General features: G+C 75.5%; 19 protein-coding genes. 9 read left to right on the forward strand and 10 right to left on the reverse strand.

Annotation, left to right across the window (positions count from 1 at the left end):
• Nucleotides 1–84: 84 nt before the first annotated feature.
• The 3 genes from Sdia_RS02135 to Sdia_RS02145 all read left to right on the forward strand — a co-directional run bounded on the left by Sdia_RS02135 (nucleotide 85) and on the right by Sdia_RS02145 (nucleotide 1394).
• Complete coding sequence (locus tag Sdia_RS02135) at nucleotides 85–228, forward strand: hypothetical protein (RefSeq protein WP_164494969.1); 144 nt, start codon at nucleotides 85–87, stop codon at nucleotides 226–228.
• Nucleotides 229–453: 225 nt separating this feature from the next.
• Nucleotides 454–828 carry a VOC family protein gene (locus tag Sdia_RS02140; protein ID WP_100456507.1) on the forward strand — a complete coding sequence of 125 codons (375 nt, stop codon included), beginning with the start codon at nucleotides 454–456 and terminating at the stop codon, nucleotides 826–828.
• A gap of 35 nt (nucleotides 829–863) precedes the next feature.
• Nucleotides 864–1394, forward strand: a complete 531-nt coding sequence (locus Sdia_RS02145; RefSeq protein ID WP_100456157.1) for a GNAT family N-acetyltransferase — start codon at nucleotides 864–866, stop codon at nucleotides 1392–1394.
• 39 nt (nucleotides 1395–1433) lie between these two features.
• Here Sdia_RS02145 and Sdia_RS02150 read toward each other — a convergent pair whose 3' ends face one another.
• Both Sdia_RS02150 and afsK read right to left on the reverse strand, forming a co-directional pair.
• The gene (locus Sdia_RS02150; RefSeq protein ID WP_100456158.1) at nucleotides 1434–1982 is read right to left on the reverse strand and encodes a hypothetical protein; all 549 of its coding nucleotides are present in this window, start codon (nucleotides 1980–1982) and stop codon (nucleotides 1434–1436) included.
• A 171-nt stretch (nucleotides 1983–2153) separates the two neighbouring features.
• Nucleotides 2154–4532, reverse strand: coding sequence for a protein serine/threonine kinase AfsK (afsK, locus tag Sdia_RS02155; RefSeq protein ID WP_100456159.1), 2379 nt, complete (start codon nucleotides 4530–4532; stop codon nucleotides 2154–2156).
• A gap of 635 nt (nucleotides 4533–5167) precedes the next feature.
• On the opposite strand from afsK, the gene Sdia_RS02160 reads away from it, so the two are divergent.
• Together Sdia_RS02160 and Sdia_RS02165 are read left to right on the forward strand one after the other, a co-directional pair.
• The gene (locus Sdia_RS02160; protein ID WP_100456160.1) at nucleotides 5168–5815 is read left to right on the forward strand and encodes a TetR family transcriptional regulator; all 648 of its coding nucleotides are present in this window, start codon (nucleotides 5168–5170) and stop codon (nucleotides 5813–5815) included.
• Nucleotides 5816–6014: 199 nt separating this feature from the next.
• Nucleotides 6015–6689, forward strand: a complete 675-nt coding sequence (locus Sdia_RS02165) for a pyridoxine/pyridoxamine 5'-phosphate oxidase (protein ID WP_229830922.1) — start codon at nucleotides 6015–6017, stop codon at nucleotides 6687–6689.
• 86 nt (nucleotides 6690–6775) lie between these two features.
• Here the strand turns inward: Sdia_RS02165 and Sdia_RS02170 are convergent, their stop codons facing one another.
• The gene (locus tag Sdia_RS02170; protein WP_100456162.1) at nucleotides 6776–7219 is read right to left on the reverse strand and encodes a peptidoglycan-binding domain-containing protein; all 444 of its coding nucleotides are present in this window, start codon (nucleotides 7217–7219) and stop codon (nucleotides 6776–6778) included.
• 190 nt (nucleotides 7220–7409) lie between these two features.
• Nucleotides 7410–8309 (reverse strand): GNAT family N-acetyltransferase, encoded by a 900-nt coding sequence (locus tag Sdia_RS02175; protein ID WP_100456163.1) that lies wholly within the window; start codon nucleotides 8307–8309, stop codon nucleotides 7410–7412.
• A gap of 200 nt (nucleotides 8310–8509) precedes the next feature.
• Between Sdia_RS02175 and Sdia_RS02180 the strand changes: the two genes are divergently transcribed.
• On the forward strand, nucleotides 8510–9793 hold the full coding sequence (locus Sdia_RS02180) for a flavin-containing monooxygenase (RefSeq protein ID WP_189400254.1): 1284 nt from the start codon (nucleotides 8510–8512) through the stop codon (nucleotides 9791–9793).
• A 243-nt stretch (nucleotides 9794–10036) separates the two neighbouring features.
• Here the strand turns inward: Sdia_RS02180 and Sdia_RS02185 are convergent, their stop codons facing one another.
• The 3 genes from Sdia_RS02185 to Sdia_RS02195 all read right to left on the reverse strand — a co-directional run bounded on the left by Sdia_RS02185 (nucleotide 10037) and on the right by Sdia_RS02195 (nucleotide 12143).
• Nucleotides 10037–10519 (reverse strand): ATP-binding protein, encoded by a 483-nt coding sequence (locus Sdia_RS02185; protein WP_100456165.1) that lies wholly within the window; start codon nucleotides 10517–10519, stop codon nucleotides 10037–10039.
• Nucleotides 10520–11007: 488 nt separating this feature from the next.
• Nucleotides 11008–11535, reverse strand: coding sequence for an EF-hand domain-containing protein (locus Sdia_RS02190; RefSeq protein ID WP_100456166.1), 528 nt, complete (start codon nucleotides 11533–11535; stop codon nucleotides 11008–11010).
• A gap of 233 nt (nucleotides 11536–11768) precedes the next feature.
• Nucleotides 11769–12143: an STAS domain-containing protein gene (locus Sdia_RS02195; RefSeq protein ID WP_100456167.1), complete on the reverse strand. Its 375-nt coding sequence runs from the start codon at nucleotides 12141–12143 to the stop codon at nucleotides 11769–11771.
• 472 nt (nucleotides 12144–12615) lie between these two features.
• On the opposite strand from Sdia_RS02195, the gene Sdia_RS02200 reads away from it, so the two are divergent.
• Both Sdia_RS02200 and Sdia_RS02205 read left to right on the forward strand, forming a co-directional pair.
• Nucleotides 12616–13194 (forward strand): RNA polymerase sigma factor, encoded by a 579-nt coding sequence (locus Sdia_RS02200; protein ID WP_100456168.1) that lies wholly within the window; start codon nucleotides 12616–12618, stop codon nucleotides 13192–13194.
• Nucleotides 13191–14303 (forward strand): maleylpyruvate isomerase N-terminal domain-containing protein, encoded by a 1113-nt coding sequence (locus tag Sdia_RS02205; protein ID WP_100456169.1) that lies wholly within the window; start codon nucleotides 13191–13193, stop codon nucleotides 14301–14303. The genes Sdia_RS02200 and Sdia_RS02205 overlap by 4 nt, the downstream gene beginning before the upstream one ends.
• A 66-nt stretch (nucleotides 14304–14369) precedes the next feature.
• Here the strand turns inward: Sdia_RS02205 and purU are convergent, their stop codons facing one another.
• Nucleotides 14370–15275, reverse strand: a complete 906-nt coding sequence (gene purU / locus Sdia_RS02210) for a formyltetrahydrofolate deformylase (RefSeq protein WP_100456170.1) — start codon at nucleotides 15273–15275, stop codon at nucleotides 14370–14372.
• A gap of 58 nt (nucleotides 15276–15333) precedes the next feature.
• Nucleotides 15334–15834: an SCO4402 family protein gene (locus tag Sdia_RS02215; protein ID WP_100456171.1), complete on the reverse strand. Its 501-nt coding sequence runs from the start codon at nucleotides 15832–15834 to the stop codon at nucleotides 15334–15336.
• 115 nt (nucleotides 15835–15949) lie between these two features.
• Here Sdia_RS02215 and Sdia_RS02220 point away from each other — a divergent pair, with 115 nt between their 5' ends.
• On the forward strand, nucleotides 15950–17272 hold the full coding sequence (locus Sdia_RS02220; RefSeq protein WP_189500116.1) for an ABC transporter substrate-binding protein: 1323 nt from the start codon (nucleotides 15950–15952) through the stop codon (nucleotides 17270–17272).
• A 20-nt stretch (nucleotides 17273–17292) separates the two neighbouring features.
• Here the strand turns inward: Sdia_RS02220 and Sdia_RS02225 are convergent, their stop codons facing one another.
• Nucleotides 17293–18858 carry a hypothetical protein gene (locus Sdia_RS02225; RefSeq protein ID WP_115067799.1) on the reverse strand — a complete coding sequence of 522 codons (1566 nt, stop codon included), beginning with the start codon at nucleotides 18856–18858 and terminating at the stop codon, nucleotides 17293–17295.
• Nucleotides 18859–19001 lie beyond the last annotated feature (143 nt).

Genomic DNA, 19001 nt, shown 5'->3' on the forward strand with positions numbered 1-19001 from the left:
GGCCGGTCCAGCCTGACCGGACCGGCCGGCCGCCGGAGCGCACACCCATCCGCACGTTCAGGACATCAGGACATGGAGTCCAGCATGAGTGAAGAGAAGAAGAAGGACCCGGTCGTCGTCAAGCCGCAGGACGACCACGCCACCGGCGTCAAGGAGCCGAAGCCGCTGGACGACCACGCCACGGGCGTCAAGCCGCTCGACGACCACGCCACCGGCGAAGAGGTCTGACCTTCCTCCAGACGTCCTCCTCCCCGCACGGGGGATGCCGGGTCCGCGTTCCGGGGGGAGCCGCGGACCGGCGGAGGGAGGAGGAACGGGGGTACGCACGGGGGATCGGCCGCGGCGGCGCGGAGGGGGAGCCGCCGCGGCCGACGTGCGTCCCGGCCCGGGCGGGCGGCGGACGGCCCGTAAAACCAGGTGCGCCCCAAGGCCTCGATGGGCGACGGTGCCCCCATGACCTCACGCGTACGCCACATCACCCTCGACAGCCACGACCCTTACCGTCAGGGCCAGTTCTGGGCCCAGGCGCTGGGCGGCCGGGTCTCGGACGAGGACTTCCCCGGTGATCCGGAGGCGCTGGTGCTCTCCGAGGGCGCCGTGCTCCTGTTCGTCACCGTGCCCGAGACCAAGACGCTGAAGAACCGCGTCCACCTCGACCTCCAGCCCGAGGACCGCACCCGGGACGAGGAGGTGGCCCGCCTCCTGGGACTCGGCGCCCGGCTGGTGGACGACCGGCGCCGCCCGGACGGACGCGGCTTCGCGGTCCTCGCCGACCCGGAGGGCAACGAGTTCTGCGTGGAGCCCTCGGCGGCGGAACGCGCCGCCTGACCCGCCCCACCAGCCACCACCTGAGAGCGAGCCACGTGCCCGTCCCCTCCCCCGCCTTCGTCCCGCGCCCCCTGCGCACCGGCCGCCTCGACCTGCTCCCGCTCCTCCCGGACCACGCCGAGGAACTGGCCGCCGCCCTCGACGACCCCGCCCTGCACGCCTTCACCGGCGGCGAGCCGCTCCGCGCGCCGGCCCTGCGGGAGCGGTACGCGCGCTGGGCGGCGGGATCACCCGACCCCCGGGTGGTGTGGGCCAACTGGGCGGTCCGGCTGCGCGAGACCGGTGCCCTGGTCGGCACCGTGCAGGCGACGGTGGGCCCGACCCCGGTCGCCGAGGTGGCGTGGGTGACGGGGACACCGTGGCAGGGCCGCGGCATCGCCACCGAGGCGGCCAAGGCGCTGGTGGCCGAGGTGCTGCGGCAGGGCGTACCGACCGTCGTGGCCCACGTCCACCCGGAACACGGCGCCTCCGTCGCCGTCGCCGCGGCGGCCGGCCTGCGCCCCGCACCGCACTGGCAGGACGGGGAACGGCGGTGGGAGCGGGCCGGGGAGGCCGGCAAGGCCTGAGCGGCCGCACCGCCGGGCTCGCCGGGCGTGGGGGGGACGTCAGACCGTCACCGCCCTGACCCGGTCCACCTCGCAGTCGCGGACCTGGGCGGCCTTGCGGGGGCTGGTCATGCGGACGGTGACGGTGCGGGTCTCACCGGGGGACAGGCGCAGGTCGGTGGTGGGGCTGTCGAGGGTGGTGCCGACGGCGTTCTCGAAGTGCAGGGCGAGCGTGACCCGCAGGTCGCTCGTGGTCGAGTTCGAGGTGACCCGCAGCGCCGCCGTGGTGTCCGGCTTGGCGCGCTTGGTGCGGCCGGGACCCGCGCAGTCCACCACGGTGACGGTGACCTGGTCGGTGGTGGTGGACGAGGAGGAACCGCCGGTGGACGAGGTGTCATCGTGGTGGGTGTCGCGGTAGCCGCCGCGGTGACCGGAGCCGCGCGAGGTGTCGTTGTCCTTCTTTGAGCTGGAGCAGCCACCGCCCGAACCGCTGGAGGAGCGGCTCTTGCTCCTGGACCCGCTCTTGCCGCTGCTGCTCCCGGTGGAGAAGCCGGTCAGCGCCAGTACCACCACGATCAGCACCGCGGTGAAGCGCAGGTGTCGTCGCATCTCTGTCCCCCGTGTGTCCCGTGCCGCGCGCCTGCGGCGGCCCGACTCGTCGGCGCCAGACCGGCGCCGTAACGGGGACTCACGCTAGCGGCGCCCGCGCCGGGGACCGCCGTCGGGGACAGGGCTGCGACGGGACCTTTACCGGTCCTTGACCGAGCGCGGACAAGCGGGTCAGGGCCGCGGCGCCGTCCCCGTCCCCTTGACCGCGTCCAGCGCGTAGACGCAGCGGTCCTTGCTGCACGCGTACACCACGTTGCCGTGGACGACGGGGGTGCCGGTGATCTCGCCCCCGGTGGCGAGCTTCCAGCGGAGCTGGCCGCCGGCCGCGTCGAGAGTGTAGAGGCAGTGGTCGGCCGAGCCGAAGTGGATACGGCCGCCGGCGGCCACGGGCGAGCCGATGACCTCGCCGCCGGCCTGGAACCGCCACTTGGGCGTGCCGGTGACGGCGTCCAGGGTGTACAGGCCCTTGCCGCTGCCGACGTGCACGTGGCCACCCGCGACCAGCACCGGTTCGGTGGCGGAGCGGGCCTCGGTGGCGATCCGCCAGCGGTCGCGGCCGTCGGTGGCGTCGAGGGCGTAGACCGTACCGAGGTAGTCGGTGAGGTAGACGCCGCCGCCGGTCACGGCCGGGCCGGGGGCGAAGGCGGGCGGGGAGAGGAAGACGGCGGGCGACTCGAAGTGCCAGCGGACGTGGCCGCCGAGCACGTCGACGGCGAGCGCGCGGGTGCCCGCCGCCACGTACACGTAGCCGTCGGACGCCTGGGTGAGGCGGACCGGGACGCCGCCGCAGGAGGCCGCGTCACCGATCGGGTACGACCACCGTTCCTGGCCGGTACGGGCCTCCAGGGCGCGCAGCCGGGCGTCCTGCCAGACGTAGACGGTGCCGTCGTGGACGACGGGGCCGGCCTCGGGGGTCTCGAAGTCGGTCTGGGCGCCGGTCAGCTCCCACAGCTTCTCGCCGTTGGCCGCCTCCCACGCCTGCACGCCGCCGCCCCGGGTACCGGTGACGACGGTGCCCCGGTCGGCCTTGAGGGAGTACACCCAGGCGTCGGTCGGCATCCGCCACAGGTCGCCGCCGTCGGCCGCGTCGAGGGCGTACAGGGTGGGGCCGTCGGAGGCGTGGATGCGGCCGTCGGCGACCGCCGTCGACCAGGCGACGTCGCGGGTCTTGAACCGGCGGCGGCCGGTGGCCACGTCGAGGGCGTGCACCTCGAAGGAGGTGACGTAGACGAGGTCCCCGGCGAGCGTCGGGGTGCCCCACACGTCGTTGGACATGCGGAACCGCCACGGCCGCCAGGCGGCGGGCCCGGAGTCCGGCGGGGCCGTCGGCGGCGGGACCGCCGGAACGGGCGGCGCGGCGGGACCGCCGGGCGGCGCTCCCGCGCCCCGCGACCAGGAGGCGGCCAGGCCGCCGCCGGGCGGGGCGGCCCGGCGGGCGGCGGCCCTGCTGTCGGCGACGCGCGGGCCCGGCCCGATCGGCACGGGCAGCCCGGCGAGCCGCACCGGCCCGCCGTCGGCCCCGCTCTCGCCCGGCCAGACGGGGTCGGCGGGCAGGTCGTCCGGGGTGTAGGCGGGCCGTGGCGGCACCGGCGGCTGGTGGCGCGGCGGGGGCGGCACGGCCGGGCGGGCCCGGGCACCCGCGGAGACCGCGACACGGCCGCCGCGACGCTCCTCGATGAGGGCGACGGCGGACTCGGGCAGCCAGGCGGAGGCGGTGCCGCTGTCGTCGCTGCCGGAGCCGAAGAGGTGCGGGGCCAGCTGCGCCTGGAGGTCGGCGGGGCTGGGCCGCAGCGGCGCCTCCATCTGCATGCAGGACTCGATGAGCGGCCGCAGCTCCTCGGGCAGCCCTTCCAGGTCGGGCCCCTCGCGGAGCAGCATGAAGACCGTCTCGACCGGGTTGGCGCCGTGGAACGGGGCGTGGCCGGTGGCGGCGAAGACCAGGGTGGAGCCGAGCGAGAAGACGTCGCTGGCGCCGGTGACGCTGCGGGAGTCCTTGGCCTGCTCGGGCGACATGTAGGCAGGGGTGCCGACGGCGACGTTGGTCATGGTCAGCCGGGTGTTGGAGACGCCGGAGGCGATGCCGAAGTCGATGACGCGCGGGCCGTCCTCGACGACCAGGACGTTGGACGGCTTGAGGTCGCGGTGGACGAGCCCGGCCCCGTGGATCGACTGGAGGGCCTCGGCGATCCCGGCGGCGAGCCAGCGGACGGCGGGCGCGGGCAGCGGCCCGCACTCGTTCACTATTTCCTCCAGCGACGGCGCCGGCACGTAGGCGGTGGCGAGCCAGGGGACGGGGGCGCGCGGGTCGGCGTCGACCACGGCGGCGGTGTAGAAGCCGGAGACGGCGCGCGCCGCCTCGACCTCGCGGGTGAAGCGGACCCGGAACAGCTGGTCCTCCGCCAGCTCGGTGCGGACCGTCTTGATCGCCACCCGGCGCCCCGAGGCCGACCTGGCCAGATACACCAGGCCCATACCGCCGGCCCCGAGCCGCGACAGCACCTCGAACGGTCCGATCCGTCTCGGATCGTGCTGCGTCAGCTGCTCCACCACTACCTGCCCACCTCCCCGTACGGACCGCCGTTCAGGACGGTCCCGTGCAGCGTCTCACCCACCGCACCGCCCCCGGCGGTACGCCCCCCGATTGTTCCTGGCCGGGCGGTGCGTGGCGAACCCGGTGCGGAACCGGGATGTCTCGTCATGATCCCCTATGAACCGGGCAGGCCACTCGCCCCCCGGTCCCCACCGCATCCCACCATGCCCGCTACCCCGGGATGCCACCAGCGTTGGGAAGGGGATGGCACCGAGGCGCCACGCTTCGCCAGGGGCCGCCACCTCGTCCACAGCCTGTGGACGGCGCGCGACCACCGCCAGGCCGCCGCCGGCCCGCGCGCCCGGCCACCGCGCACCACTCGTTCGGCGCAGCGAACGGCGCCCCCCGGGTGCCCCCGAGGCGGACGGCAGGTAACGCCGCGGCACCGCCGCGAGGGGCGGGCAATCCCCCGGACAACAGTCCGCACGCCCCGCTCCGCAGCCCTGCCGAAAAGGCGCCCGAGCGCAATACGAGCGGCATATTCCGCAGCCGTTCGCGGGCCCCTTTACCCCCTCACGAAGGCCATTTCCCTTGCCCCGACCCCATTTGCAGTCGATCGAATCGCGCTCTGTTGGCCCGTCGGTAAGCTGACAGCATGACAGGACAAGTACGCACAGTCGACGGCCGCGTGGCCGGGCGACGCGGTCAGGCGACACGTCAGAAGTTGCTCGACTGCCTCAGCGAAATGCTCAACTCGTCGCCTTACCGGGACGTCAAAGTCATCGATGTCGCCCGCAAGGCCGGAACATCGCCCGCGACCTTCTACCAGTACTTCCCCGATGTGGAAGGGGCGGTGCTGGAGATCGCCGAACAAATGGCCTCGGAAAGCGGCTCTTTGTCGGAAGTCCTGGCAGGGCGTAGCTGGGTCGGGAAAGCCGGGTGGCAGACCGCCCAGGACTTCGTCGACGGCTTCCTCGACTTCTGGAGGAAGAACGACGCGATCCTGCGCGTCGTCGATCTGGGGGCGGCCGAGGGCGACAAGCGGTTCGCCAAGCTCCGGCTGAAGATCCTCAACTCGGCGACGACCCCGCTGACCGGCTCCATCAAGGACCTCCAGACGAAGGGCCGCGTCGACAAGGACATCAACCCGGCCGCTGTCTCCGGCGCCCTGGTCGTGATGCTCTCCGGCGTCACCTCCCAGCTCAAGGGTTTCCAGACCTGGGGCGTCAAGCAGGCCGACCTCCGTCCGAACCTGGCCCAGCTGGTCCATCTCGGCGTCACCGGCAGGAAGCCCACCAAGTAGCCCCCGCCGTCCCGGGCACTCCCCCAGCGGAAACTGTCCTCCGTCGCCGCCGCCCGCCCTCGCCCCCGTCCCCCGTCCTGTCTGCACACGGCGTCCCGCCCACCCGGCGGGACGCCGTCGTGGCATCCGCCGCCGGACGTTCGGCGGGCTCACGGCGGTGACGGCCGCACGCCCCCGGCGGATGGGCGACCATCCCCCCATGGACACCCCAGCCGACATCCTGGACACCCTGCTGCGCGGGCAGCGCCCGTGGCAGAGCGAGCCCCCGGTCTTCGACCCGGCGGACACCCCCGCCGAGCCCCTCCCCCTGTTCGTGGCCTGGTTCGCCGAAGCCGTCGAGGCCGGCCAGCCGGAGCCGCACACCCTCGCCCTGGCCACGGTCGACGCGGACGACGCCCCCGACGTCAGGACCGTCACCCTGCGCGGTGCCGACGCCCGGGGCTGGCGCGTCGCCACCCGCGCCGACAGTCGCAAGGGCCGCCAGTTGGCCGCCTCCCCGCGGGCCGCTCTGGGCTTCCACTGGCCCGCCCGGTCCCGGCAGATCCGTGTCCGGGGCCCGGTGCTGCCCGCCTCCCCCGAGGAGTCCCGGGCCGACCTGCGCGCCCGCTCCACCGGCGCCCTGGCGGCGGCCCTGACCGGGCGGCAGAGCGCGCCGCTGGGCTCGCTGGACGAGTTGGCCAGGGCCTCCGCGGAGGCGTGGCGCACGGCTCGGGCGGAGCCGGAGCGGGACGTGCCGCAGTGGACCGTCTACGTGGTGGCGGCCACCGAGGTCGAGTTCTGGCAGGGCGACCCCGGCCGCCGCCACGTCCGCCTCGTCTACCGCCGCCCGTCCCCTCGGAGCCCGGAGTGGACCAGGCAGCTCCTGTGGCCCTGACCGGCCGTTCCCGGTGCGCACCGCGAGAGGCCGGTCAGGGGCCACGCCGCGCCCGCACCAGGGTGCGGGCGCGGCGTGGCCTGGCGTCAGAGCTGGTTGGCGAGGCGCTTGAAGGCGGCCTTGGTACCGGCTCCGGCGATCCCGTCGATGGCGCCGGTGTAGCCGTAGCGGGCCTTCAGCAGGCGCTGGAGCGCCTTCACCGTCTGCTTGCCGACGATGCCGTCGATCTTCCCCTTGTAGCCGTTGTACTTCTTCAGCGGCCGCTGGATGCCCTTCCAGCTCTCGGTGCCGAGCAGCCCGTCGATCTTGCCCTTGTAGCCCCAGTGGGCCTTGATGTCGCGCTGGACCTTCTTCGCCTCGGCGGAGGTGAGGCCGAGGTTGTTGACGGCGCGCGGGGCGACGGCGGCGGCCGCGCTCGCCGCGGGCTGCGCGGCCGGGGCGGCGGCGGCCGTCCCGGCGACCCCGAGGGTGCCGGCCGCGATGCCGACCGCGGTGGTGAGGCTGACGAGCGTCCTGGTCAGGGCACGCATGGGAATTCTCCTTCGCTGGGCGGAGAGCAGGCCCCTCGGCCTGCTCCGCGCCCAGACTGCGGCCGTCGCGGCCCGGGCGGCCACCCCCACCGCGCCGATGCGGAGGGGACGGGACAAGCCCCCCGCTGACCTGCTGGGACGCCCTCCGGTGAGGGAGACGGCGGGACGGCCGGGACGCTGCTCCGCACCGTTACGGGCTCTTCGGGTCCGCCCCGAAGGCGTACTCGGCGAAATCGGCCAGCGGTTCGTAACCGAGCCTGCGGTAGAGGCCGTTGCTGGTCGGGTTGGCGGAGTCGGTGAAGAGGACGGCCTCGTCCCCGCCGGCCACGATCCGGGCACTGAGGTCGGCGGTGACGGCGCCCGCGTACCCCCGGCCGCGCAGGTGGGGCGGGGTGTAGACGGTGGTGATGCGGACCGCTCCGGCGGCCGGCGGAGTGGCGACGGCCATCGCGACGGGCAGCCCGCCGTCCTCCCAGAGCCGGATGCCGCCCCGGGCGAGACCCGCGTCGGCCCAGGCGGCCGCCCCGAACCCGACGGTCAGCCCGACATCGGCGGCGAACCCGTCGTGCCAGCGCTCCAGCGTCGTACGGTCGCCCTCCCCCGCGACACGGGCGCGGCCGGGTGGCGCGGTGGGGCGGGTGAGAGCACCGAGCCGGTAGAGGCGCTTGCGGAATGTGCGGCGGGCGGCCCGGCCGGTGAGCCGGGCCCATTCCCCGGCGAACGCGCCGGCCTGCTCCACGCGTGCGCCGATACCGCCCGGCGCCGGCCCGCCGGCCTCGGCCAGCACCCGGGCCAGCCCGCGCGCCGCCGCCTCGTCCCCACCGATCAGCATGGGAGCGAAGGGCGGGGTCCACAGCAGCGCGGCGGGGACCTCACCGGGCGCCTCGTGCCAGCCGAACCGCGGCGGCTCGTCGCCGTACAGGTCCAGCCCCCGCCGGACGAGCCCGTCCGTGACCGTCAACGCGACGGTGTGCAGCGCGGGCCGGGACCGCAGGAACGGTCCGGCGGCCGCCAGGAACTCGTCCAGCGACCCGGTCCGCCGCCAACCGCCTTTCGCCCCGGGCCCGTCCGGGCCGCCGTCACCCGCCATGAGCCGCTCCTCTTCTTCCGGTGTGCCCGGCGGGACGCCGCCCGCGGGCGGGCCGGTCCTCTCCGCTGCTCCGTCAACCGCCCGGCGCTCCCCGCGATTTCCGGATACGTTCCACCTTCTTCACGACCGTGACCCATTCGCAACGGATTTCGGCCGTCCTGGCCGCCCGCCGCCCGCCGGGATCACTACGCTCGACGCTCATGACCGACGCTCAGCCCTTCACCGCCCCCACCCCCGCGCACACCGTGCACCCCGTGTACGTGATCGGCGGCGGGCCCGGCGGGCTGGCGGTCGCCGCCGCCCTGCGCGGGCGGGGGGTACGCGCCGTGGTCCTGGAGAAGGCCGACGCGGTCGGCGCCGCCTGGCGCGGCCATTACGACCGGCTGCGGCTGACCACCACCCGGCGCCGCTCCGCCCTCCCGGGCGTGCCCATGCCGCGCTCCTTCGGCCGCTGGGCCTCCCGCGCCGACCTGGTCCGCTACCTCGACAAGTACGCCGAGTTCCACGAGCTGGAGATCGTCACCGGCGTCGAGGTCGCCCGGATCTCGCCGGCCGAGGGGGACCTGTGGCGCCTGGAGGCGTCCGGCGGCCGCAAGCTGACCGGCAGCGCCGTGGTCGTCGCCACCGGCTGGAACCACACCCCGCACCTGCCCGAGTGGCCCGGGCGCGACACATGGACGGGAACGTTCCTGCACGCCTCCCGCTACCGCGACGCCCGCCCGTACGAGGGCCGGGACGTCCTCGTCGTCGGGGCCGGCGCCACCGGCTGCGACCTCGCCGCCGACCTCGCCGAGGGCGGCGCCGCCCGGGTCCGCCTCGCCGTCCGCACACCACCGCACCTGCTCCGCCGCGCCACCCTCGGCTGGCCGGCCCAGCGCTCCGCGCGGCTGGCCCGGCGCATTCCGGTCCGGCTCGCCGACGCCCTGCTGCGCCTGCACCGGATCGGCGTGCCCGACCTGTCGGCACACGGGCTGCCGCGCCCGGCCGACGGGCCGTACACCAGGGCCGAGGCCGGGCGGCCGCCGGTCCACACCACGGAGCTGGCGGCGCTGGTGCGGCGCGGCGCGGTCGAACCGGTCGCCGCCGTCGAGGCGTTCGACGGCGCCGAGGTGGTGCTCGCCGACGGCGCCCGGATCGCCCCGGACACCGTGGTCGCGGCCACCGGCTACCGGCGCGGCCTGGAGGAACTGGTCGACGGCCTCGGCCTGCTCACCCCTGACGGCGCCCCCGCCGCCCTGGCCCCGCGGGCCGCAGCCCCCGGCCTCTACTTCACCGGCTTCGGCGACCCGGTGGACGGTGCCCTGCGCCACCTCGCCCGGGACGCCGCCCGCACCGCCCAGGCGGTCCCGCGCGACCGCGCGCGCCTGCTCCGGGCTCGCGCCAAGGCCCGGCGGAAGTCCCCGGCGGGAACGGCGGAGCGGCAGGGCGCCGGGCTGAAGGCCGCCGGCGAGGCCGGGCCGGACAGGGACTCGGCGCCCGCCTGAGCCCCCCGGGGCCCGGGGCTCTCGCCGCCTTCGAGCGCGTCCCGCCCGCGCGGTGCGGCCGTGCCCCTGCCTCAGGCGGCGGCAGGGGCCGGGTCCTCGCTCGGCTGGGCTTCGTCCGGCCCGTACGGGGCCAGGACGGTCGGGGAAGCCGACCGGGCGGGATTCGCGGTCCCGCCCGCCGCGTACCGTCGCCCGCCGGACGCGGGAGGCCGGCCCGGGCGGGCTGGGGCCGGGCCCGGCGGGTCAGAGCCCCTGCGGCAGTGCGAACCCCTGGGTCTCCGGCGTGGTGGTGGCCTTGAGGGCCGGGGCCGCCTGGGCGGGGACGTGCGGGTCGATCTCGCACCAGATCCGCTTGCCCTCGCCCTCGGGCTGCCAGCCCCAGCGGTCGGCGAGCCCGTCGACCAGTTCCAGGCCGCGCCCGTTGGTCTCGTCGCGGTCGGCGTGCCGCTGGAGCGGCGGGTGACAGCTCGCGTCGGCGACCTCGACCCGGACGGTACCGGCCCGGCAGCCGGGCGCGGCGGGCAGCTGTATCCGCAGCACGGCCGGGGAACCGGTGTGCACCACCGCGTTGGTGACCAGCTCGGACACGATGAGGATCAGGGTGTCGGCGAGCGCGTCGTCGACACCCGTACCGGGGCCCGTGAGCCGGGAACGGGCCCATCTGCGGGCCCGCCCGACCTCCGCGGGATCGGTCCCGACCTCCAGCTGAACTTGAAGCACCTGCACCGCTCACACCATCCGAACCGGCGGACACATCGCCTCGCGCCTCCACAGGGTCACGGAACGTGATCCCCTGGAGAGACAGCATGGTTGACGTACAGTCACCCCAACAAGCGCTTCGGGCATATTCCAGCGCGAAGGAGTACGCGTGCTGCATACTGTGCGACGCGCGCCGGGGGGAGTCGAACACCAGACTTCCCCGCCTCGCCATGCCCGGCGACCGGCGTACGCGGCGCGTTCCGGGGGCGCCGCGGGGGCGCCACCGGGCCGCATCGGACGCCGCACCGCTCGCACCCGCCCCAAGCTACCCGAGCGACCGGGTGACTCCGCGCCGTGACGGGTGGGCGCGAGGGCTCCATCCGATGCGGACGGAGTGTGACCGTGTGCGCCCCCGGCGCACGCCGCGGGTACGCGCCCGTCAGGCGCCACGCACGCCTCCCGCCCCGTACGCGCCCCGGCCCGGGCGCGCGGGTCCCTGTCCCCCCGGACCGCCGTCACAGGTCCCGGACGTCGGGGTCGGCGGTGGTGAAGTAGGCGGCGACGGCCTTCAGCAGGCGGTCCTCCCCGATGCGGCCCTCGTCGCCGTCGAGCGTCTCCACGGCGGCGGTGGCCGCGCCGGGCTCGACGCCCAGCGCGGTGAGCATCCGCACCGTCTGCGTCCGCCCGGCGGCGCGGTCCTCGCCGCCGTCGGCGACGGCCACGGCGGCCCGGACGAAGGGGCGGGCGATCTCCGCGAACCGCTCGGGGCTGTCCCGCAGCCGCTTCACGGCGCTGTGCGCGAACTCCGAGCGGGTGATGCGCTGGTCGCCGTCGCGGTCCGCGATCCCGGCCAGCCCCTGCCAGAGGGCCTCGGCGCCGTAGTAGAGGTCCTGACCCCGGTCGGAGCGGGCGGTGGCGCCGAACTCGGCGAGCAGGGCCGCGGCGGCGGTACTGAAGTCCTCGCGCGAGATGTAGCCGTTGCCGTCCTGGTCGAACACGGTGAACCTGGCGGCGATGGTGCGCTGGTACTGGGCACTGTCCATGGGCTGGGGGACCGCCTCTCGATCGGTCTGGGCTGCGGTTCCTGACCTGGCCGCGCACCGGTCCGGGGCGTCGGCCATTGTCTGGAGAGGGTACGCCGAAACGGCCGTGACCTGGGCCGATTCGGGAGAGTCTGTGCCAGGAACGCAACACTGCGAGCGCCCTCGTGACGCCGGGTCGCGGTACGGGACCGGCCGGTGACCGCGCCGGTCGCGCCGGGCGGCACCGAGGCGGCTCAGGCGGTGAGCGGGCTGGCCTGCTCGTCGAGGGCGGCGGTGACGTCCGGGTAGACCTCGAAGAGCCGGCGTACGCCGAGCGCGGCGAGGACGCGGTTGACGTGCGAGCCGTCCTCGGCCCCCTTGGCCGGGAGGATCAGCCGCAGACTGCCCTGGCAGGAGCGGATCAGGCGACGGGTCGCGATCAGGACACCGACACCGCTGGAGTCGCAGAACAGGACGTCGGAGAGGTCGAGAACGAGTTCGTGCCGCCCCTTCGCCACCACGTCGTGGACGCGCTGGCGCACCACCGGGGAGCTGACCAGGTCGAGTTCGCCCGCCACATGGAGCACAGCCCACCCGCCGTGCTCCGCGTCGGTCACTGTGAGCGCCACGCCGTCCTGCCTCCCGCTCGCTGATCCGGAAGCCATTCCTACGCTTCCGCTTCGTACGCGGCTGCCCGGCCGCACTCCCATGAAACACCCCCGCGCGTACGGTCCATGATCCAGCACACCCGGTCATGGCCGAATACCGCCCCTCCCGCGCCGTCGTGGCCGGTATCGGCCGTTCGCCCGGCGTGATCAGCGCGGTCCCGTCGTCCCGCACGCCCCCCATCCGTACCACGCGGCCCGGCGGAAGCCCGGCCCGTGCCCGCCTCGCGGACCGCCCTGGCGGGCTCCCGCGCACCCACTACCACCAGCGGGTCCCCCGTGTCAGCACATTGCCGCAAAGGGGGGTGTGAAGGCCCGGCGCGCACTACATTGGCCTCCCAGAGCCCGTGTGCGCACCGGCATCCGGAGAAACGGCCGGTTCGGTCCGGCCCCGCTCCGGGCGCGTACCGGGCTCACCGGACCGGGAGGGGGCCGTATGACGCCGCGGACGTCGCGCGACGGAGACCGCCTGATGCGCGAGCGCCTCCTCGACGGCGAAGCGGCCGCCTTGGGCGAGCTCTACGACCGGTACGCGCCCCTCGTGCACAGCCTGGCCCACCGGGTCCTGGCCGACGAGCGTGCCGCCGACCGCGTCACCCGGGACGTCTTCACCCACGCCTGGGAACGCCCCGGCGACTTCACCCCCGGCGAGCGCTCGCTGCGCTCCTGGATCGCCTCGCTCGCCCACCACCGCGCCGTGGAACTCCTGCGCGCCACGAGCGCCGCCGAGGCGGCCGTCACCGGCGACGGGACCGCCGAGGAACTGGAGGCGATGGTCGGCCGGGCCGCCACCGCCGCCCGCGCCGACTACATCGTCACCGCGATGCCCGTCCCGCTGCGTGCCGCCCTGCGGCTCGCCTACCACCAGCGGCGCGACCACCGGCAGACCGCGGCCGACCTGGGCGTCAGCGAGGAGGAGGTCCGCCGCCGGCTCCGCCTGGGCCTCCAGTTGCTGGCCACGGCCGCCGCGCCCCGCCCGCCGGGCGCCCCGTCCGCCTTCTCCGGTGCGATATGACCGCCACCCGCCTCGACGTGGACCACCGCGCCCTGATGTCGTACCTCGGTGCGTGGGCGCTCGCCGCCTGCTCGCCCGAGGAGGCGGCGGCGGTCGAGAGCCACCTGCCCGAGTGCGACCGGTGCGCCGAGGAGGCGCGCCGGCTGCGCGAGGCCGTCGGCCTGCTCCATCACGAGGAGCCCCTCGACCTCGATCCGGGGCTGCGCGCCCGCGTCCTGGAGAGCTGCCTCGACCGGCACCCGCCGAAGATCCCGGTGCCCGGGTGGGCGGCCGCCTACGACACGGAGACGGCGCGGCTGGACGCCCTGCTCCAGGACATCCAGGACGCCGAGTGGCACGCCCCGGTACGGCTGCGCTGGTTCGACGGCGAGGAGCAGGTCGGGCGGCGGACCACCGTCGCCGGGGTGATCGGCCACCTGATGACGGTGGACGGGCTGGTCGCGGTCGCCCTGGGGCTGGAGGATCCGCTCGGCGCGCGGACCCCGGCCGACCTGGTGGCGCCGGACGCGCGGACCGAGGCGCTGTGGAACGCCTCGCCGCTGCCGCAGACCCGGTCGGTGCGCGGGCCTTGGCGCGAGCAGAGCCACCGGCTGGTCAGCGCGCTCTCGCTGGAGAGCGACCGGTCGGCCGCCCTGGCCGTGGCCTACGGCGGGTACGCGCTGCCGCTGCGGGACTCGCTGCTGGACCGGGCCTTCGAGTGCTGGGTGCACGCGGAGGACATCGCGGCGGCCGTCGACTACCCGTACGAGCCGCCCAAGCCGCGCCACCTCAACGCGATGATCGACCTGGCCGCGCGGTTGCTGCCCGGGGTGATCGGGCGGCGGCGGGAGGCGGGGCTCGGCCGGGGTGTGCGGGAGCCGGGCGGAGTGCTGCACCTGGAGATCGAGGGCGCGGGCGGCGGCGACTGGTTCGTCGGGCTGGACGGGGAGACGGACGGCGCGCAGGCGGAGCCCGGGCGCGCGGTGGCGCACGTGGCGCTGGACGGCGTGGAGTTCTGCCGGCTCGCCGCTGGGCACGTGGCGCCCCGGGAGGCGGCGGCCGGTCAGGACGGGGACATGGAGGCGGTCCACGAGGTGCTGCTCGCCGCGGCGTCGCTCAGCCGGATGTGACACCCGGGGCGGGTGCGGGCCGTGCGGCGCGCCCCGGGTGAACCGGGCGCGCCGGTGCCCGCGGCCTCAGGCGAAGACGACGGTGCGGTGGCCGTTGAGCAGGATGCGGTGCTCGGCGTGCCACTTCACCGCGCGGGCGAGCGCCTGGCACTCGACGTCGCGGCCGACGGCGACGAGCTGCTCGGGGGTGACCTCGTGGCCGACCCGCTCGACCTCCTGCTCGATGATCGGGCCCTCGTCGAGGTCGCTGGTGACGTAGTGCGCGGTGGCGCCGATCAGCTTCACGCCCCGGGCGTGCGCCTGGTGGTAGGGCTTGGCGCCCTTGAAGCTCGGCAGGAACGAGTGGTGGATGTTGATGATCCGGCCGCTCAGCTGCTTGCAGAGGTCCTCGGAGAGCACCTGCATGTAGCGGGCGAGCACCACCAGCTCGACACCCTCCGCCTCGACCAGGTCGAGAACGCGCTGCTCGGCCTCGGCCTTGGTGTCCTTGGTGACGGGGAGGTGGTGGAAGGGGATGCCGTACGACTCGACCAGCTCGGCGAAGGTCGGGTGGTTGGAGACGACGGCGGCGATGTCCACCGGGAGGGCGCCGATGCGGGCGCGGAAGAGCAGGTCGTTGAGGCAGTGGCCGAACTTGCTGACCATGAGGATGATCCGCATCCGCTCGTCCGCGCGGTGGATCTGCCATTCCATCCGGAAGGAGTCGCCGATCGCCGCGAAGGAGGCGCGCAGCTTCTCGACGGAGACCGGGGACTCGGCCGAGAAGGAGACCCGCATGAAGAACAGACCCGTGTCGTGGTCGCCGAACTGCTGGCTGTCCTCGATGTTGCAACCGGTCATGAACAGGTAGCTCGACACGGCGTGGACGATGCCCTGCTTGTCGGGGCAGGCGAGGGTGAGGACGTAGCTGTCGGTCGGCTCCTCGGCGGAGCCGGACGGCGCGGCGGCGGCCGGAACGGGCTGGTCAGTCATGCCCGCCAGGGTCCCACACCGGACGGCGCGGCGGGCGGGACGTCCGAGGCGCGGCCCGTCAGGCGGCGCGCTTGAGCGAGGTCAGTGCCTCCAGCGTGCGCGGGGGCGCGTCCGGGTCCTCGCCGTCGCCGGTGGCGAGCGCCACGTGGGCCTGGCGGGCGGCGTGGACCGCCTCGGGCCAGCCGGGGTGCTGGAGGTAGACCGGAACAGCGGCGTCCGGGCCGACCTCGTGGAGTATGCGCAGCACCTTCAGGACGGCTCCGTCGACGAGGGCGGCCTCCTGGGCGTCGCGGAAGACGGTGCCCACGTACTTCTCGGCGGACCAGTTGTCGAGCCAGGTGTCCTCGACGAGGCGGTAGACGGCGTCGGTGACGTCCCCGTAGCCGGGAAGGCCGGCGAGCCAGACGGTCTGCTGGAAGGCGGCGTCGGAGAGCATGTGCAGCCCTGAGCGCACATTCAGGCGCCAGCGCCACCACGGCATGTCGGTCATGGGCATGTCGCCCATGGTGGAGGAACGGCGGGCACGACGGGAAGACTTCTCCGAGCTTTGCACGGTCATGGATGGTACGTTCCCGGGCATCCCGCCCGCCGCGCACCCCCAATTCACCTGCCGGTCACGCGGCGTTGCGCCCGGATGACGCCAGGTGTCGCCCGGGGGTAAGAGCGTGCGGCCCATGACCGGCCGCCGCTCCAGACCCCCGTCCGCCCGCCGAACGCGCCGCCCGCGCCGTGCGGCCCCGGCCCGGCGAGCGCTCCGCGTCCGCCGGGCCGCCTCCCTCGGCGCCCTGACGGCGGCGCTGACCGGCGGTTGCGGCCTGCTGCCCGCCGGGACGGGGAGCGACGGGCGGGCGCCGGTGACGGTGATGACCTGGGCGCCGGAGCGGACGGGGGCGACCGACAAGCCGGGGATGCCGGCGATGGCGCAGGCCGTCGCCCGCTGGGTCAACGCCTCGGGCGGCATCGACGGGCACGAGCTGAAGGTGCTGACCTGCGACGACGGCAACGACAGCGTGGGGGCGGCGGCGTGCGCCCGGCGCGCGGTCCGTGAGGACGTGATCGCGGTCGTCGGCTCCTACAGCCAGCACGGGCGGTCGTTCCTCTCGCCTCTGGAGGCGGCCGACATCCCCTACATCGGCGGCTACGGGGTGACGGGCGAGGAGTTCACCAGTCCGCTCTCCTACCCGGTCAACGGCGGGCAGGCGGCGCTGCTGGCGGGCAACGGGCGGCAGCTCGGCGAGGAGTGCGGACGGGTCTTCCTGGTGCGGCCCGACACGGTCGCGGGTGACGCGCTGCCGAAACTGCTGGACGCCGGGCTGGCCGAGGCGGGCGCGGCGAGGTCCGTGGACGTGCCGGCGCCGGAGTCGGCCCGGGAGTACACGGCGCAGGCCGAGCGGGTCCTCGCCGCCGCCCCGTCCGGCTCGGCGAGGCCGGACTGCGTCACGGCGGTCCTCGGCGACCGCACCGACACCTTCTTCGACACCTTCCGCCGGGCGCGCGACGACGGCGGCCGCGAGGTGCGGATCGCCTCGGTCCTCGGCGGCGTCGACCAGTCCCTGGTGGACCGCACCGGCGGCGCCCGCGGCCCGTACGAGGGCGCGTACGTCACCGGCTGGTACCCGGTGGCCTCCGACGACCGGTGGGCGCCGATGCGCCGCGTCATCCGCGAGCACGCCTTCGACGACAACCGCGTCGACCCGGCCGACGCGGGCGTCCAGACCACCTGGATCGCCTACGAGGTGCTGCGCCGGGCCGTCGCCGAGGTGGACGCGGACCGGGTCACCGCCCGCGACGTGCACCGCGTCCTGGACGACGGGCTGAGCGTGGAGACCGGCGGGCTCACCCCGAGGCTCCGCTGGCGGTTCGAGGACCTGCTGGCCGCCCGCGACCATCCCCGGCTGGTCAACGCCGACGTCACCTTCCAGACGGTGCGCTCGGGCCGCCTCACCGCCACGGGGACGGGGCCGCACGACCTCACGAGGACGCTGAGCGGCCCCTGAGGCGGTGCGGCCCCGTCCGCTCAGAGCTGGGTCGGGGTGTGCTCGGTCAGGCCGTACTCGCCGGCTATGGAGTTCCAGAGCGGGGCGGCCTCGTTCTTGGCCTTGGTCGCCTCGCCGCTGGCGCGGTTGCCCGCGGCGTGCTGGCCGGTGGAGCGGGCCTGGCCGTCCCGGCAGCCGCGCTTGCCCTTGGTCTGGTCGGCCCAGGTGGCGTACCGGTTGTCGGCCTCCGCGGACGCCTTCCACGCCTTGGTCAGCGCGCTGGTCAGCCGCTGGTGCTCGGGCAGCTTGTCCACCTCGATCTCGCCGAGCCGGCGCACCAGGTCGTTCCGCTGCTTCGCCGCGTCGCGCAGGTCCTCCGCGGCCTGGTCGAGCGACTCGCACTTCTGGATGTTGGCGACCGAGCGGATCACCGCGGCACGGCTGTTGTTGCTGTCGGAGAGCAGCTTGTCGAGTTCGACGGCCTGCTCACGCGCCGGGTCGACGGACGGCGACGGTGACGGCTCCTCCTCGGCGGGCGCGGAGGCCGACACGTTCTCCTGCCCGCCGGGCTTCTTCTCCTCCTCCCCGCCACCGCTGAGCAGCGCGCCCGCGCCGAGGCCGAGGACGGCGCAGCCGACCACGACGGCCGCGACGAGGGGCCCCTTGGAACCGGTACGGCCCCGGTCCGGCTCGGCGGCCTTGCGGGCGGCGGCCCGGCCGGCGGGCGGCTGGGCGGGACCGCCGTACCCGGCGGCGGGCTGCGGCGCCCCGGGGTCGACCCGGGGCATCTGCTGTGTGGCGCCCCCGCCGTCGCCGCCGGCCGGGGCGGAGCGGAAGAGGTTGTCGAACTCGGCCGGGGGCTGCCGTTCGCCGGGCTCCTGGCCGTACCCGGCGGGCGGGCCCTGCGCGGGGACGGGGGCGATGAACTGCGTGGCGTCCTCGTCCGGGGAGGCCGGTGCGGGCCGCCCCGGCGCCGGGTGGGCGGGACCGCCGGCGCCCGGGTGCCGGGCCGGCTCCGCGGGCGCCTCGGGCGGCAGGGCGCCGGGCAGCGGCCCGGGCCCCGCCGGACCGGGGGGCACCGGCGGCAGGTACTGGGTGGCGCCCTCGTCGTAGGGCTGCGGCAGAGCCGGGGCGGCCGGTACGGGCGCGATGAACTGCGTGGCGTCCTGGTCGCCCGCCGCAGGCTGGGCGGGCGGATGCGGCGGCTGGGCGGGCGGCAGCGGACCGGCACCCTGCGGAGCCTCGGCGGGCGCGCCGGAGCCGTACTGCTGGTGGGACTGTGCGTGCGGCGGGGGATAGCCGTAGCCCTGCGGCGGCCCGGCCTGCTGCGGCGGCGGGTAGCCGTAGCCCTGCGGCGGCCCGGCCTGCGGCGGCGGATAGCCGTACCCCTGCGGCGGCTGGGGTGCTCCGCCCCAGGACGCGGAGCCGTCCGTGCCGTACCCGCCGTGCTGGGGCGCCGGAGCGGGCTGCTGCCCGGTGCCCGGCGCCTGGCCGGCCCAGGGGCTGCTCCGGTCCTGCCCCTGGCCCCAGGGAGCGGCGCCCGCGGGTCCGGCGGTGTCGCCGGTGGTTCCGGGCAGCAGGGGAGAGCTGCCGTCGCCGGGGTGCACGACACCTTCGCGTGCCGGGCCCGTCGGGCGTGGGTGCGGCTCTGCGCCCTGTCCGCTCTGGCTCACCGAGGACTCCTACGTAGGGGGGAACTTCGTCATCGCCGGTTTACGCTACCGGGTTCCCTCCGTGCGGTGCCACGCAG

Source organism: Streptomyces diastaticus subsp. diastaticus, from assembly GCF_011170125.1.
In the GTDB taxonomy this organism is placed as follows: Bacteria; Actinomycetota; Actinomycetes; order Streptomycetales; family Streptomycetaceae; genus Streptomyces; species Streptomyces diastaticus.